Raw genomic sequence first — 14,761 nt, forward strand, 5'->3', positions numbered from 1 at the left:
TTAGTGATGTTGTATCATTTTATTGGCTAGGTTTAAAAATCTTAAGGCTAGATAATAATCATCTCCCATAAGATCGTAGATAGCATCTTCTGTTAAGATTCCTTGGTTGATTGAAGAATCAATTTTACCTTCATTCGAATCATCGTAGTCCTTTTGGAATTGATCGCTGTAGTAATATTCAACCAGCTTATCAAAGTCTTCCCTGTCATTTTCTAATTTATCTAAGATTTCATTAACCTTTACCAAAAGTTCCTTATAATTTTCGTATGTTTCTGTATGTTTAATTAAGTAATTATAGTCCATTTTCTTCCTCTCCTAAGCTTTTTATAATATAATCAAGTTGATTTTTAATGGCAGGAACTTTATTTGAATCTCCTGCATTACAAGCTACTATGATAATACCCTCTTTTTTTAAAAAGATAAGGTATTGTCCCCCAGCTCCTGATGCATAGGTCACACCATCTTTACTGGTCCAAAGACTATAACCGTAATAATCATTTGCTAGATAGGATTGATCTATATAGTCTTTTTCGTTTTTATATAATTTACTAGCTATCTTTCCTATCCACTCTGATGAAACTATTCTTTCACTATCATAAACTCCATCATTTATTACAATCTTTCCTAATTTTAATAGGTCATCCGGTTTTAGATATAATTTACTAGCACCAACCAGATACTTTCCATACCTATCCCAGCGTGGATTATTAATACCAACCTTAGAAAAAATATTCTTATTAATAAATTCGTACAGGTCATAGCCAAGATATTCCTGCATTGTAGCTGCAAGAACATAATAGCCTGCATTAGAATATAAAAACTCCTCACCTGGCTCAAAATACAGAGGATATGATAAGGTATATTCTAGGAGTCTATCCTTATCCAAATCTTCTATATCCTTACTCATTAAAATAATATCCCTATAGCCCATAGTGTGAGTCAGGCAATCTCTAACACGGATATTTTTTAGCTTTGAAAGATTTTTCTTATTAGAAATATTAATCTTATCCTTTAAGATATCATAAATAAGTGTATCCTCATTAAAATCACCCTTTGTCATATCAATTAAGATGCCACAAGCAAGACTGGTTACAAACTTGGCTATAGACCTTATATTAATTGTTTCGTCCTTTGAGTTGTCAAATAGGAGCCCCTCATCTCTAGAATAAAGTATTAACGATTCCATTTCTAACTTATTAATTAAAATTTTATCTATCATTTTAAACCCCTTCTTAGTTAAGAAAACAAGTACGTTATCCACATTAAAAAGCGATTTAATAATTTTTAAGAGCCCTTTCCATGCGTCTCTTATCATCTTTTCGCTTAATAGATTCTCTCTTATCGTACATTTTTTTACCCTTAGCTAGAGCGATTTCAATCTTTACTAGACCATTATTTTCGTAAACTTTAAGAGGTACTAGGGTATAACCATCAACTGTTTTTTTGCCTACTAATTTATTTATTTCTTTTTTATGAAGCAAAAGTTTCCTAGTTCTTGTTGGATCTATCTTATCAAATCCTTCCATATAAGGAGTTACATGCATACCATAAACAAACATCTCACCTTTTTTATCAGATATAAAGGCTTCCTTGATTGATACCTTTCCAGCTTTGATAGATTTTACTTCACTACCCTTTAATTCAAGCCCTGCTTCATATTTTTCTTCTATGAAATAATCATGAAAGGCTTTTTTATTATTGGCTAATAATTTCATCTTCATCCTCCAAATAAAAGTCTATTTCTCTTTTCACAAGGTCTACATTTACAACCCTAATTTTCACTTCTTGTCCAATATTGTAATATATCTTAGTATCAACATCAAAAGCTCTTAGGCTATCTTCAATGAAGTCATACCTGTGGTCTGAAAACTTATACATAAATAGGCCTTCAACTGTATTTTCAAGCTCTATAAACATTCCAAATTCAGTTATTGATGATATCCTGCCCTCAAAGACTTCTCCAATAAAGCGAGTCATATACTTACACTTCATCAAGTCTTCCACAGCTCTTTCTGCATCTTCACTGCGTCTTTCTGTTATAGATAAGTGATCGGCAACCTCTTCTAGATTTGATTCAAGACTTGTTTGATTTATTTTATTGAGCTTATTTTCTATAAAGAATTTTAAAATCCTATGAACAATTAGGTCTGGATACCTTCTTATAGGGGCTGTAAAATGGGTGTAAAACTTCGTAGAAAGGCCGAAATGTATATCATTATAGTTTGCATACCTTGCCTTTTTCATTGTCCTTAGCATAAGCATATTAATGATTTTTTCTTCCTTCTTACCTTCTACTTCTTTCAAAATATTTTGGAAATCTTTTGGGTGAAGGTCATTTCCCTTTATATTGTAACCCATAGCATTTAAAGCTCTTTTAAAGCCGTCAAGTTTTTCTTCACTTGGTTTCTCGTGAATCCTGTAGATAAAAGGGAAATCCATATAGGCAAATAAACTTGCTACAGTTTCATTGGCTATAAGCATAAATTCCTCAATCATTTTATTGCCAGGTCCTCTTTCAAGAGCCTCTATATTTAACACTTCTCCAGTTTCAGACACGTCTATTTGGCTTTCCTCAAAATTAAAATCAATTGATCCACGATTTTCCCTAGACTTTTTTAAAATCTTATAGAGTTCATCAAAAAGACCCAATTTCTCTTTTAGGACTGAATCATCGAAGACGTCCTTATCACCTTCTAGGAAATCATTGACATCATCATATACAAGCCTCTTATCCGATTTAATATAAGCTTTATAGAAATTATTATCAATAACCTTACCTTTTTTATCTATGGTCATCTTTGCAGTTAGGCTTAGGCGGATTTCGCCAGGATTTAAGGAACAGATCCCATTTGATAATTTTTCTGGAAGCATTGGAATAACGATATTGTATAAATAGGTAGAATTTCCTCTCTCATAGGCATCATCATCCAAGGCTGTATGTTTTTTTACATAATGACTCACGTCAGCTATATGGACATAGAGATCGTAATTGTCACCATTTTTTTCTATAGAAATGGCATCATCAAAATCTTTTGAATCTCTACCATCAATAGTTACAGTAAAAAGCTTTGATAAATCAGTCCTACCTTCAAGTTCGTTTTGATTTACCTGATCTTCAATGAATACTAATTCTTTTTTTGTTTGCTTAGAAAAATCAGTAGGTATTTTCTTTTGTCTCACTATTGATAGTATATCTATGTTTTTGTCATTTTTACTACCAATTATTTCAATAATTTTTCCTTCAGGATTTCCAGATTTTGGGTAAGTAATAATTTCAACAACTACCTTATCTCCATTTTTAGCTCCTAGAGAATTTTCTTTATTGACATAAATATCTTCATGTTGACTCTTCTCATCGCAAATTACAAAACCAAAATTTTTGTTAGCTTGATAGGTGCCTATTAATTCTTCATTTGCTTTTTCAAGGATTTCTACAACTTCACCTTCTGCGTTTTTGGATTTCTCCTTTTGTCTAATAATTCTAATCCTTACCTTATCATTATTATGAGCATTGTTAAGCTTATCTTTTGAAATATAAACATCGTCAAAGTTTCTATTATTAGAAATAAAAAATCCATAACCACCTGAAGCAATAGAAATCTTTCCTATTAGGTTGAGTTCTTCTTCAGTTAAGGGCAAGATTCTTTTTTTATTTGAAATTCTAATTTTATTATCTTTAATTAGTTCATCTATTATGTCTTTAACTGCGGCTTTTGTGTACTTATCAGCTTTTAAATAAAGTTCTAATTCCTTTAAGGTCATTGGAATGTAGTCACCATCGTATATTAAGTTCAAAATTAAATCTTTTATATTCATACCTACTCCTTTTGACTACTAATAAAAAAAGAGGTCATACTCTTGACCCCCTTAATTTATTGCTATAAAAATAATACTTCCTAAAAATAAAAGTACTCCTCCAAAAATTACAACCTTATCTAGCATTTCATTTTTTGATTTATGTGCACTTTTACCAAAAACATTTGTCTGTGTTCCAGATAATGCTCCTAGTCCGTCAGTTTTAGGATCTTGTAGAGTAACTGCAACAATCACTATTGCAGATGCAATCATCATTATTACTGCAAGAAAATTTGACATATAGACACCTCCGTTCATACTGTTTTATAATACCACAAATAGGCTCATATTTCAATATTTATTATAAAAATAAAGACTTGCCCATTAAGAACAAGTCTTTATAAAAATTATTATTTTAAGTTGTAAAGAGCATCTAAGCCTTTAAATCTTGCATCATCCCAAAGTTCATCTTCAATTCTTAGAAGTTGGTTGTATTTAGCAACTCTGTCTGTTCTTGAAGGTGCACCTGTTTTGATTTGACCAGCATTAACTCCTACTACTAAATCTGCAATTGTTGTATCTTCAGTTTCACCTGATCTGTGAGAAACTATTGCTGTATAGCCAGCTTCTTTTGCCATTTCAATGGCATTAAGTGTTTCAGTAAGAGTACCAATTTGGTTAACTTTGATAAGAATTGCATTAGCAACGCCTTCAGCTATACCCTTTGAAAGTTTCTTTGTGTTTGTAACGAATAGGTCATCACCAACAAGTTGAACTTTTTTACCAAGTCTTTGAGTAAGTTTTGCCCAACCTTCCCAGTCATTTTCATCAAGACCGTCTTCGATAGAAATAATTGGGTATTTGTTAACTAATTGTTCTAGCCAATCAATCATTTCATCTTCTGTCTTAACTGTACCTTCACCATCAAGGTGGTATTTACCGTCTTCTTTGTTGTAGAATTCAGATGAAGCGCAGTCCATTGCTATATAAACATCTTTGCCTGGTTCATAACCAGCAGCTTTTATAGCTTCACAAATAATTTCAAGAGCTTCTTCGTTTGATTTAAGGTTTGGAGCAAATCCACCTTCATCACCTACAGCTGTATTGTATCCCTTGCTTGAAAGAACGGATTTTAAGCTGTGGAATACTTCTGTTCCCATTTGTAGAGCATGAGCAAAGCTATCAGCTCCTAGTGGGAATATCATAAATTCTTGGATATCTACAGAGTTATCAGCATGTTCTCCACCGTTTAAAATGTTCATCATTGGTGTTGGAAGTAATTTAGCATTTGTTCCACCAATGTAGTTATATAGTGGCATACCAAGTTCATCTGCTGCTGCTTTTGCTACTGCAAGTGATACACCAAGGATAGCATTTGCACCTAATTTGCCCTTATTTTCTGTACCATCAAGTTCGATCATAGCATTATCAACACCAATTTGGTCAGTAACGTCAAAGTTGTATTCAAGTTCTTCAGCAATGATTTCATTTACATTTTCAACTGCTTTAAGAACTGATTTTCCTAGATAATAATTTTTATCTCCATCTCTAAGTTCTACAGCTTCCCATTCACCTGTTGATGCACCAGAAGGTACTGCAGCTCTACCAAAGCCACCTAGTTCTGTTTCAACTTCAACTTCAACAGTTGGATTTCCTCTTGAATCAAGAATTTGTCTTGCATATACACTTGTAATTAAGCTCATTTATTTCTCCTTTTATTTTTTAAAATTTACTAATTGTTCAAAATCACTTGCTTTAAGACTTGCGCCACCGATTAGACCACCGTCTATATTTTCTTTGGCAAGAAGTTCTTTTACATTTGATGGTTTCATAGAACCACCGTATTGAATTCTAATCTTTTCGCTAGCATTTTCGCTGTAAGATTCTTTTATGAAGTTTCTTATAAAACCACACATAGAATCAGCATCTTCTGCAGAAGCAGTTTTGCCAGTTCCAATAGCCCAAATTGGTTCATAGGCTATAATGACTTTTTCAACATCAGCTTCACTTACGTCTTTTAAATTTTTTGTTAATTGGTCTTTAACCTTAGCTTCATGTTTGTTTTCTTCTCTTTCTTCAAGAGTTTCACCAACACAAAGAATTGGTACTAGGTCATGCGCAAGGGCAGATTTAACCTTTTTATTTACAAGGCAATCACATTCCTTGAAATATTCTCTTCTTTCAGAGTGACCAATAATTACGTATTTTGCCTTAACGTCTTTAAGCATTAATGGTGATATTTCACCAGTGAAAGCTCCACTTTCTTCAAAATACATATTTTCTGCACCATAATTAATGTCAGTGCCTTCAAGAACTTCTTGAGCTACAAGTAAATCAATAGCTGGTACACAGAATCCTGCTTCTACACTAGAATCAAGATCTAAAGCTTTGATTTCTTCAAGAAGTACCCTAGCTTCGCTAGGAGTTTTGTTCATCTTCCAATTACCTACTATAACTGGTTTACGCATTCATTACTCCTTACTTATCTTCAATTGCAGTTATTCCTGGTAGGTCCTTACCTTCTAGGAACTCTAAGCTTGCTCCACCACCTGTTGAAACATGGGTAATCTTATCTTTAAGACCAGCCATTTCAATAGCAAGAGCACTATCACCGCCACCTACTATTGTAACAGCATCAGAATCAGCAAGAGCTTTAGCAACTTCGTTAGTACCGTTTGAGAATTCTTTTATTTCAAATACTCCCATAGGTCCATTCCATACTACTGTCTTGGCAGCTTTAATTTTTTCAGCAAATAATTTAGCTGTCTTTGGTCCAATATCTAAAGCTTCTTTATCAACTGGAATATCATCAATATCAACTATTTCTGTATCAACTCCAGCTTCAATTTTATCAGCTATAACAACATCAACTGGTAATAGGATTTCTACTCCATTAGCCTTAGCTTTTTCGATTAATTCAAGTGATAGGTCCATCTTATCTTCTTCAAGAAGTGATTTTCCTATTTCCTTACCCATAGCTTTTAGGAAAGTATAAGCCATGCCACCACCGATTAGGATAGTGTCTACTTTTGTAATTAAATTTTCAATTACACCAATCTTATCAGATACCTTTGCTCCACCTAAGATTGATACAAATGGGTGATCAGGAGCTTCTAGGGCCTTACCCATAACTTCGATTTCTTTTTCAATTAAGAAACCAACAGCAGATGGAAGTATGCTTGCTACTCCGACATTTGAAGCGTGTGCTCTGTGGCTTGTACCAAAGGCATCATTTACATATAAATCAGCAAGAGAAGCTAATTCTTTAGCAAAGTCTTCGCCATTTTTAGTTTCTTCTTTTCTATATCTTGTATTTTCAAGTAAGGCAATTTGACCATCAGCAAGTTTGTTTACTTCTTCTTTTACTTTTTCATCTACAACTTCATCACTTGGAATGAAGGCGAATTTATCTTTATATTCATTTTTTAAGTAGTCTGCAACTGGTTTTAGTGAAAAATCAGGATTTGCTTCACCCTTTGGTCTACCTAAGTGGCTCATAAGGATTACCTTAGCACCGTTTTCTGATAGGTAGTTAATTGTAGGTAAAGCTGCTTTTATCCTAGCGTCATCTGCAATTTTTCCCTTTTCTTCTTTTGATAAAGGAACATTAAAGTCAACTCTTACTAATACTTTTTTGCCCCTTACATCTAAATCTTTTACTGTTTTTTTATTCATTATTCACCTCGTAAAAAAGGCGAGATATTATCTCGCCCATTTAATACTCTTAAAGATTTGCTAGATAATCAAGTGTTCTAACTAAGTTAGATACATATCCCATTTCGTTATCATACCAAGCAACAGTTTTAACAACTTGTGTTCCATTTGCTCCTTCAACTATTTTTGTTAGTTGAGAATCAAATATTGAACCTGCTGGGTAACCGATAATGTCACTTGAAACTATATCATCTGTTTCATATGCAAAAGCATCGTTAGAATATTTCTTCATAGCTGCATTTACTTCTTCTACTGTTACTTTCTTTTCAAGTACTGAGTAAAGTTCTGTAATAGAGCCTGTGATTGTTGGTACTCTTAGAGCTGATCCATCGATTTTACCTTCTACTTCTGGAAGTACTTTACCTACTGCTTTAGCTGCACCTGTTGAAGCTGGGATTGTATTTTGAGCTGCTGCTCTACCGCCTCTAAGGTCCTTTTTGCTTGCTGGTGTATCTTGGATAGCTTGAGTTGCTGTATATGCGTGGATTGTTGACATTTGACCTGAAACAAATCCAAATTCTTTTAGTAATACATTAACCATTGGTGATAGGCAGTTTGTTGTACAGCTTGCGCCTGAAACAACTGTTTCTGAACCATCAAGAATTTCATGGTTTACACCAAATACGATTGTTTTCATATCGCCTTTACCAGGTGCTGAAATAAGAACTTTTCTAGCTCCTGCTTTAATGTGAGCTTCTGCTTTTTCTTTCTCAGTAAAGAATCCTGTACATTCTAGAACGATATCTACGTTTAATTCTTTCCATGGAAGGTCTTCTGGATTTCTTTCAGCAAAAACTTTAATTTCTTTGCCGTTGATTTTAAATCCATCTTCTGTTAATTCAGCTTCTCCATCGAATCTTCCTTGAGCTGTATCATATTTGAAAGCATATAATAAACCTTCTTTGTCAATAAGGTCATTGATTGCTACTACTTCAATATTATCTTCTACTGCTGCGATTCTTCTTAAGGTAAGACGTCCAATTCTACCAAATCCGTTAATTGCTACTCTTGTTGTCATTATTGCCTCCTAAAAATTCGTTTCTACATCTATTAATATACATTTTGTTATTACTTTGTCAATATTCCTACCAGGATTTACTTTCTAGATACCTATTGGCCATGATTGCTGCAACACATCCATCACTAGCTGCAGTAACAGCTTGCCTAACTGATTTCTTCCTGGTATCTCCTACTGCAAAGACTCCTTCTATATCTGTTTTCATATCATCGTCGGTAAGGATATATCCATTTTCCATTTTAAGCATATCCTTAAATAGTTCGGTTTGAGCTATATTGCCAACGAATACAAAAACACCTATAGGCGATCCATCTTCATTTTTTATAACTTTCTCTTCCTTAGTCTTTACATTTTCTAATACTAACTCTTCTACTTCCTTATCACCTCTAATCTCTTTAACTACACTATTATATTCAAACATGATTTTTGGGTTGTTTTTAACATTTTCTACAACAACTCCACTCGCTCTAAATTCATCTCTTCTATGGATTATTGTTACAGATTTGCCATAACGAGTAAGATAATTTGCCTCTTCAAGAGCAGAATCACCACCACCTACTACGTAGATATCTAGGCCTTGGTAGAAAGGACCATCACAGGTTGCACAATAAGAAACTCCCCTATTCGCAAACTCTTCTTCACCTTTTACATCAAGTTTCCTGTGTCTTGCTCCTGTAGAAATTATAATGACCTTGGCTTGATATTCGTTAGAATCAGTCTTAACTGTTTTAATTTCTCCATCTAGCTTAACTTCCTCTACATTTTCAAAAACAAAATCTGCATACTGTTTGGCTTGTTCTTCCATTCTTTCAGAAAGAGCCATTCCTGTTGGATTTTCGATAGAACCAGGATAATTTTCCACATAAGCAGTTCCGGAAATCTGTCCACCAGCTATATCTTTTTCTATTATTAATGTTTTTAACTTACTCCTACCTGCGTACAATCCTGCAGTCAAACCTGCCGGACCCCCGCCTATAATTATTATATCGTACATATAACTCCTTATTAAAATTTAAAATCTACTTGCCTTAAAGCTTCATATAAGACAATAGAAACAGAATTTGCTAAATTTAATGACCTATCAATTTTAGGAGTCATGGGAATTGTAATAATTTTTTCCTTATAAATTTTAAGTAGACTTTCGTCTATCCCCTCTTTTTCTCGTCCAAAAATTAGATAATCTTCATTTTTAAATTCTACATCTACATATCTGTTTTGGCTGGGTGTTTCTACTAAATAAAAATTTTTATCTTTTATGAATTCTAAAAACTCATCAAGACTATCATGAATAACTAAGTCAACATATTGCCAATAATCAATACCCGCTTTTTTTAAATATTTATCAGATAAATTAAATTTAAAGGGTCTGACTAGGTGGAGTCTTGATTCAGTTAGAACACAAGTTCTGGCTATATTGCCAACATTACCTGGATGTTCTGGCATAAGCAAAACTACATTAAACATTTTTATTAGCCTCTAAAACATAATTTACAGCTTCAAGTATACCATTGGATTCATTATCTGCTACAACAACATCAGCCACGTCTTTTAACTCTTTCTTAGCATTTCCCATAGCAAAGCCGAGTCCAGCTCCCATCACCATAGGTATGTCATTGTAAGCATCTCCTATAGCTGCAACTTCACTGTTATATATACCCAATATTTCACAAATCTCTTCTATAGAGAACCACTTTGTGGCATCTTTGTTGCCGATTTCTATTATAGAATCACCAGAAGCTGTCATATAAAGTTTATCCTCAAATTCTTGCTTAAGCAATCCTAAAATTTCTTCTTTTGAAATTTCTTTTTCATCTATACCAGATATTTGAAATTTAACGTCTTTTTTACCATTTTTTATCAAATAAGAAACTGGATCTTTTTTTATTATTAAACCGACCTGATAATTCATACCATAATCATTGTTAATAAACAAATGCTTAATACGGTCAAGATTCAATCTATTAGTATAATAATTTTCTTCATCATAAAAATGAAATTCTAATTCATGTTTTAAACAAAACTCATATAAGGCCTTAAGCAAATCATCATCTATATGATAGCTTTTATAAACTTCCTTACCATCTAGACTAATTAAGCTCCCATTTGTAGCTACTATAGGGCCATTTATTCCTAGCAAATTCTGATGAAACTGAATTGAAGGAAACACCCTACCGCTTGCAAGGACAACCTTGATTCCTGCTTCTTGAAGTTTTTTAATAGCTTCATTGCTTGCACTTGTCAACAAAGACTTATTATCTAAAAGTGTTCCATCTATATCAAAAGCAAATAATTTAATCATGACTTCTCCTATAATAAATACATAATTTATTTATCAAACATTCTTCACAAAGTGGGTTTCTAGCCTTACATAAGGCTCTACCATGAGTAATCAATTGGTGATGAGTCTTAGACCATCTTGACTTGTCTAAATTTTTTTCCAACTGATCCTGAGTCTTGTCAACATTATTAGCATCTGCAAGCCCAATCCTATTTGCGACCCTAAAAACATGGGTATCTACAGCTATAGATGGAATACCAAAGGCATTTGCACATACCACATTAGCAGTTTTCCTTCCTACTCCAGGAAGCTTTTGCAATTCCTTTTTATCTGCTGGAACAATAGAATTATAATCTTCGATTAAAATCTTACTTGCTGCTTTTATATTCTTTGCCTTGTTCCTATAAATACCTATTGTCCTAATATGATTTTCAAGCTCTTTGATATCCATATTTGCAAAATCCTCAGGTGTATTTGCAACCTTAAACATCTCCTTAGTCACCTTATTTACACTAACATCAGTTGCTTGAGCTGAAAGTATTGTTGCAACTAAAAGTTCGAATGGAGTAGTGAAATTGAGCATCGAATGATCAACATCAGGATACATTTTATCTAATAAATCTAGGACTTCGCCTATTTTCTTTTTACTTAAAATAATACCACCATCTTTCTATATTATTATACTAGTCTTATTTTTACATGCTAAAATTGTATTTGCTTAATTTCTGTTATATAATGTATAAGAACTGGAGTGATATAATGTTTAATTTAAAAAAGAAAAATTTTAAGGATTTTGACATCCTACTATTAATTTCTACCTTAGCACTATCGATATTTGGGCTAATAGTTTTATATTCTGCATATGGCGGAAAAATTGGTTCAATAAAAACACAAATTTTCTCAACCATTTTAGGTTTTATACTCATCGCAATAATTTGTACCCTAGATTTAGATGTAGTAAAAAAACCCTATAAGATTTATTATGCTGGAATGATTGGCCTTTTGCTTATAACCCTAGTTATAGGTCGAGGTCTTGATGAGTGGGGCGCTAGAAGCTGGATTTATATTGGTTCGTTTTCCTTCCAACCAGCTGAAATTTCAAAAATAATTCTTATTATAACCCTCGCTGCCTTTTTAGATAAGTATAAGTATGCGATAAATACACCACTTGTACTTTTTAAGACAATCATATTTGTTGGCTTACCAATTGGTTTAATACTTATGCAACCAGACTTTGGTACTTCAATGGTCTATGTATTTTTTATTGCTGCAATGATTTTTATTGCAGGTCTATCTTGGAAGTGGATAGGACTTTTATCTTTAGCCGGAATTGCATTAGCAATTTTTCTCCTTGCAAACCTTAAGGGATTTAGAGCTGATAGAATTGAAAACTTCCTCAATCCATCCAGAGATACATCAGGCTCTAACTGGCAACAACAGCAAGGTATGATAGCTATTGGATCTGGTATGTTAAATGGCAGGGGCTACTTAAATGGAAGCCAATCTCAGTATGGTTATATACCAGAAAAAGAAACCGACTTTATATTTTCAGTCTTGGCTGAGGAGCTGGGATTTATTGGCGCAATAATAATGATAGCCTTATTTACCATCCTAATATTTAGGTTGATAAATATTGCTAAATCATCAAACAATACCTTTATTAGCCTTTTAGTAACTGGCATAGCAGGACTAATCTTTATCCATATTTTCGAAAATGTTGGTATGACAATTGGTATTATGCCTGTTACAGGTATACCCCTACCATTCTTCTCAAATGGTGGTACCTTCCAACTTTTAATTTTAGTTTGCATAGGCTTTGCCTTATCCGCATCAATGCAGAAAAACCAATATGATAACGGCATCATTGACTATGAAACAATAATGCCACTTGAAGTTAGTATGGTAAGACCATCTAAGAGAAAATAATGAAATTAATCAACAAAAAAGTCATCGTAATTTTTTACGATGACTTTTTTGCTTTGTTGCTTTTAACAATTTTTGTTTTTGAGAATTCTTCTCTTTCTTTTTCTTCTATGCTCTGAGAAATATTCTTTATAAGTTCAGTCTTTTGTGGTATCTGAATCTTTTCCAAACTGTTCACTTTCTTATTTGATTTTCTTATCTCGATTTCTAAATTATTAATTGTACTATCAAGTTCAGCTAGTTTAAATATATCAGCTCTTAGTTTGTTAAAGGCAATAAGAGCCTCATCAAAAAGTGAATTGGTTTGATAAAAAGAATATGATAAGGACAATTTCTTAGGATTGAAACTTACTTCAGCCATGTCTGTCTGCATGAACTTTGTATTTTTTGTTTCAATCGAATTGTCAATAGGTATAAGACCTGCTAAACTTTCTAGCTTAGCTTGGCCTATGCTTGCCATAGCCTTATTAAAGCTATGACTAACATCATTCATTGTTTGATTAACTTTTTTATTCAAACTGTCCCTATCTTTAATTTTACTCTCATGAGCATTCATAAGAGCCTTTCTCTTTTTATCAAGAATATCTAGACCAACATCTAAAAGCTTTAGCTCTTCTTTGGCTTTTATGAGGTTAGCCTTGCTTGCAATTTGTTCGCTATTCATCAGCTTTTCCTATGAATTTATCAAGGTTCTTCTCAGATACTCTGTGAAGTTCATTTCTTGGCAATATTTTTAGTATGTCCCAAGCAAGATCTAGGCTCTCTTCTAACTCTCTATTTTCACTTTGAGCTTGGGATAAAAATTTGCTTTCAAAAACATCCCCAAACTCTAAATACTCCTTATCAACAGCTGATAAGTCATCTTCTCCGACAATTTGTGCAATATTTCTTACGTCAATTACCTTTGAATATGATTCATACAACTGGTTCATTACATCTTCATGATCTGCCCTAGTGTATCCTTCACCTATACCATCTTTCATTAGTCTTGATAGAGATGGTAGTACGTTAATAGGTGGATAAACACCCTTGCTTGATAGTCCCCTATCAATAACAATCTGACCTTCAGTAATATAGCCTGTAAGGTCAGCTACAGGGTGTGTAATATCATCATTTGGCATAGTTAAAATTGGGATAAGAGTTACAGATCCCTTTACTCCTTCAATCATACCCGCTCTTTCATAAAGGCTCGCAAGGTTTGAATAAAGGTATCCAGGATAACCCTTCCTAGATGGAATTTCGCCCCTTATTGAAGAAACTTCCCTGAGCGCTTCACAATATGAAGTCATATCTGTAATTATTACAAGAACGTGGTAGCCTTTTTTATAAGCTAAATATTCTGCTGCTGTTAGGGCGCACTTTGGAGCAAGTAGCCTTTCCATTATTGGAGAATCTGCCAAATTTTGATACATAACAAGCTTGTCTTTTACACCTGCTTTTGAGAAAGCATCCTCAAAAAACATAGCCTCATCCTTCTTAATACCCATGGCTGCGAATACAAAGGCGAAGTCTTCGTTTGTTTTAAGTTTTGCTTGCCTAATAATTTGAGCAGCAATTTCATTATGAGGTAGACCTGATCCTGAAAATATTGGTAATTTTTGACCACGTATTAATGTTGTTAAGGTGTCAATAGCAGAAATGCCAGTTTGGATGAAATCTCTTGGGTATTCCCTTGCAACAGGATTTAACGCAAGACCTTCTACAGGATAGGTCTCATCAGCATAAATATCTCCACCATTATCAATAGGCTCACCTATACCATTAAAAGTCCTACCCAGAATAGTTTCATTTAGTGGTAGTTCTAGAGGTCTCTCATAAAAACTTACAACTATATCTTCAACAGAAAAATTATCTGTATTAGCATAAACTTCTACTGTTACTGTATCATCATCGACCATAACAACTGACCCTACAAATTCCATTCCTGCTGCGTGAACAGAAACTAAGGCATTATATGCAATATCAGTTACTTTTTCAATTTCAATAATAGATGATTCAATTTTTTTAATTTTAGTATATTCTTTTCTCATCAG

At 33.3% G+C, this 14,761-nt stretch carries 16 protein-coding genes; 1 reads left to right on the forward strand and 15 read right to left on the reverse strand.

All coding sequences use genetic code 11. From position 1 onward, the window contains the following. From HMPREF1630_RS04765 to nth, 13 genes are all read right to left on the reverse strand, one after another. Complete coding sequence (locus HMPREF1630_RS04765) at positions 1-303, reverse strand: DUF4298 domain-containing protein (protein ID WP_052039369.1); 303 nt, start codon at positions 301-303, stop codon at positions 1-3. Beyond that, positions 293-1,219 (reverse strand): serine hydrolase domain-containing protein, encoded by a 927-nt coding sequence (locus tag HMPREF1630_RS04770; RefSeq protein ID WP_037327553.1) that lies wholly within the window; start codon positions 1,217-1,219, stop codon positions 293-295. The genes HMPREF1630_RS04765 and HMPREF1630_RS04770 overlap by 11 nt, the downstream gene beginning before the upstream one ends. A gap of 55 nt (positions 1,220-1,274) precedes the next feature. After that, positions 1,275-1,715 (reverse strand): SsrA-binding protein SmpB, encoded by a 441-nt coding sequence (smpB, locus tag HMPREF1630_RS04775; RefSeq protein ID WP_037327555.1) that lies wholly within the window; start codon positions 1,713-1,715, stop codon positions 1,275-1,277. Continuing rightward, on the reverse strand, positions 1,696-3,816 hold the full coding sequence (rnr, locus tag HMPREF1630_RS04780; protein ID WP_037327558.1) for a ribonuclease R: 2,121 nt from the start codon (positions 3,814-3,816) through the stop codon (positions 1,696-1,698). The genes smpB and rnr overlap by 20 nt, the downstream gene beginning before the upstream one ends. A 51-nt stretch (positions 3,817-3,867) precedes the next feature. Continuing rightward, a complete protein-coding gene (secG, locus tag HMPREF1630_RS04785; protein ID WP_037327559.1) occupies positions 3,868-4,095 on the reverse strand; it encodes a preprotein translocase subunit SecG in 228 nt (75 codons plus the stop codon). A gap of 110 nt (positions 4,096-4,205) precedes the next feature. Then, the gene (eno, locus tag HMPREF1630_RS09425; protein WP_004827544.1) at positions 4,206-5,498 is read right to left on the reverse strand and encodes a phosphopyruvate hydratase; all 1,293 of its coding nucleotides are present in this window, start codon (positions 5,496-5,498) and stop codon (positions 4,206-4,208) included. 12 nt (positions 5,499-5,510) lie between these two features. Beyond that, positions 5,511-6,263, reverse strand: a complete 753-nt coding sequence (gene tpiA / locus HMPREF1630_RS09430; protein WP_037327563.1) for a triose-phosphate isomerase — start codon at positions 6,261-6,263, stop codon at positions 5,511-5,513. Positions 6,264-6,273: 10 nt separating this feature from the next. Next, complete coding sequence (locus HMPREF1630_RS04800) at positions 6,274-7,470, reverse strand: phosphoglycerate kinase (protein ID WP_037327564.1); 1,197 nt, start codon at positions 7,468-7,470, stop codon at positions 6,274-6,276. Positions 7,471-7,519: 49 nt separating this feature from the next. Continuing rightward, entirely contained in the window at positions 7,520-8,527 is a 1,008-nt protein-coding gene (gap, locus tag HMPREF1630_RS04805; RefSeq protein ID WP_004827547.1) for a type I glyceraldehyde-3-phosphate dehydrogenase, read from the reverse strand. Positions 8,528-8,594: 67 nt separating this feature from the next. Beyond that, entirely contained in the window at positions 8,595-9,521 is a 927-nt protein-coding gene (gene trxB / locus HMPREF1630_RS04810; protein ID WP_037327566.1) for a thioredoxin-disulfide reductase, read from the reverse strand. An 11-nt stretch (positions 9,522-9,532) separates the two neighbouring features. Continuing rightward, positions 9,533-9,991 (reverse strand): tRNA (cytidine(34)-2'-O)-methyltransferase, encoded by a 459-nt coding sequence (locus HMPREF1630_RS04815; RefSeq protein WP_037327569.1) that lies wholly within the window; start codon positions 9,989-9,991, stop codon positions 9,533-9,535. Next, on the reverse strand, positions 9,984-10,826 hold the full coding sequence (locus tag HMPREF1630_RS04820) for a Cof-type HAD-IIB family hydrolase (RefSeq protein WP_037327571.1): 843 nt from the start codon (positions 10,824-10,826) through the stop codon (positions 9,984-9,986). The genes HMPREF1630_RS04815 and HMPREF1630_RS04820 overlap by 8 nt, the downstream gene beginning before the upstream one ends. Further along, positions 10,819-11,463 carry an endonuclease III gene (gene nth / locus HMPREF1630_RS04825; RefSeq protein WP_037327572.1) on the reverse strand — a complete coding sequence of 215 codons (645 nt, stop codon included), beginning with the start codon at positions 11,461-11,463 and terminating at the stop codon, positions 10,819-10,821. Before nth ends, HMPREF1630_RS04820 begins: the two co-directional genes overlap by 8 nt. 101 nt (positions 11,464-11,564) lie before the next feature. Here nth and rodA point away from each other — a divergent pair, with 101 nt between their 5' ends. Continuing rightward, positions 11,565-12,731, forward strand: a complete 1,167-nt coding sequence (gene rodA, locus HMPREF1630_RS04830; RefSeq protein ID WP_037327575.1) for a rod shape-determining protein RodA — start codon at positions 11,565-11,567, stop codon at positions 12,729-12,731. A gap of 34 nt (positions 12,732-12,765) precedes the next feature. On the opposite strand, the gene HMPREF1630_RS04835 is transcribed toward rodA, so the two are convergent. Both HMPREF1630_RS04835 and HMPREF1630_RS04840 read right to left on the reverse strand, forming a co-directional pair. Next, the gene (locus HMPREF1630_RS04835) at positions 12,766-13,392 is read right to left on the reverse strand and encodes a V-type ATP synthase subunit D (protein WP_004827552.1); all 627 of its coding nucleotides are present in this window, start codon (positions 13,390-13,392) and stop codon (positions 12,766-12,768) included. Further along, positions 13,385-14,758, reverse strand: coding sequence for a V-type ATP synthase subunit B (locus tag HMPREF1630_RS04840; protein WP_037327577.1), 1,374 nt, complete (start codon positions 14,756-14,758; stop codon positions 13,385-13,387). The genes HMPREF1630_RS04835 and HMPREF1630_RS04840 overlap by 8 nt, the downstream gene beginning before the upstream one ends. Positions 14,759-14,761: the final 3 nt, after the last annotated feature.

The organism is Anaerococcus lactolyticus S7-1-13 (assembly GCF_000758765.1).
Taxonomy (GTDB): Bacteria; Bacillota; Clostridia; order Tissierellales; family Peptoniphilaceae; genus Anaerococcus; species Anaerococcus lactolyticus.

Bases quoted from the DNA above. Each gene is read 5' to 3' on its own strand.
- HMPREF1630_RS04765 (WP_052039369.1), bottom strand. From the start codon at position 303: ATGGACTATAATTACTTAATTAAACATACAGAAACATACGAAAATTAT.
- HMPREF1630_RS04770 (WP_037327553.1), bottom strand. From the start codon at position 1,219: ATGATAGATAAAATTTTAATTAATAAGTTAGAAATGGAATCGTTAATA.
- smpB (WP_037327555.1), bottom strand. From the start codon at position 1,715: ATGAAATTATTAGCCAATAATAAAAAAGCCTTTCATGATTATTTCATA.
- rnr (WP_037327558.1), bottom strand. From the start codon at position 3,816: ATGAATATAAAAGATTTAATTTTGAACTTAATATACGATGGTGACTAC.
- secG (WP_037327559.1), bottom strand. From the start codon at position 4,095: ATGTCAAATTTTCTTGCAGTAATAATGATGATTGCATCTGCAATAGTG.
- eno (WP_004827544.1), bottom strand. From the start codon at position 5,498: ATGAGCTTAATTACAAGTGTATATGCAAGACAAATTCTTGATTCAAGA.
- tpiA (WP_037327563.1), bottom strand. From the start codon at position 6,263: ATGCGTAAACCAGTTATAGTAGGTAATTGGAAGATGAACAAAACTCCT.
- HMPREF1630_RS04800 (WP_037327564.1), bottom strand. From the start codon at position 7,470: ATGAATAAAAAAACAGTAAAAGATTTAGATGTAAGGGGCAAAAAAGTA.
- gap (WP_004827547.1), bottom strand. From the start codon at position 8,527: ATGACAACAAGAGTAGCAATTAACGGATTTGGTAGAATTGGACGTCTT.
- trxB (WP_037327566.1), bottom strand. From the start codon at position 9,521: ATGTACGATATAATAATTATAGGCGGGGGTCCGGCAGGTTTGACTGCA.
- HMPREF1630_RS04815 (WP_037327569.1), bottom strand. From the start codon at position 9,991: ATGTTTAATGTAGTTTTGCTTATGCCAGAACATCCAGGTAATGTTGGC.
- HMPREF1630_RS04820 (WP_037327571.1), bottom strand. From the start codon at position 10,826: ATGATTAAATTATTTGCTTTTGATATAGATGGAACACTTTTAGATAAT.
- rodA (WP_037327575.1), top strand. From the start codon at position 11,565: ATGTTTAATTTAAAAAAGAAAAATTTTAAGGATTTTGACATCCTACTA.
- HMPREF1630_RS04835 (WP_004827552.1), bottom strand. From the start codon at position 13,392: ATGAATAGCGAACAAATTGCAAGCAAGGCTAACCTCATAAAAGCCAAA.
- HMPREF1630_RS04840 (WP_037327577.1), bottom strand. From the start codon at position 14,758: ATGAGAAAAGAATATACTAAAATTAAAAAAATTGAATCATCTATTATT.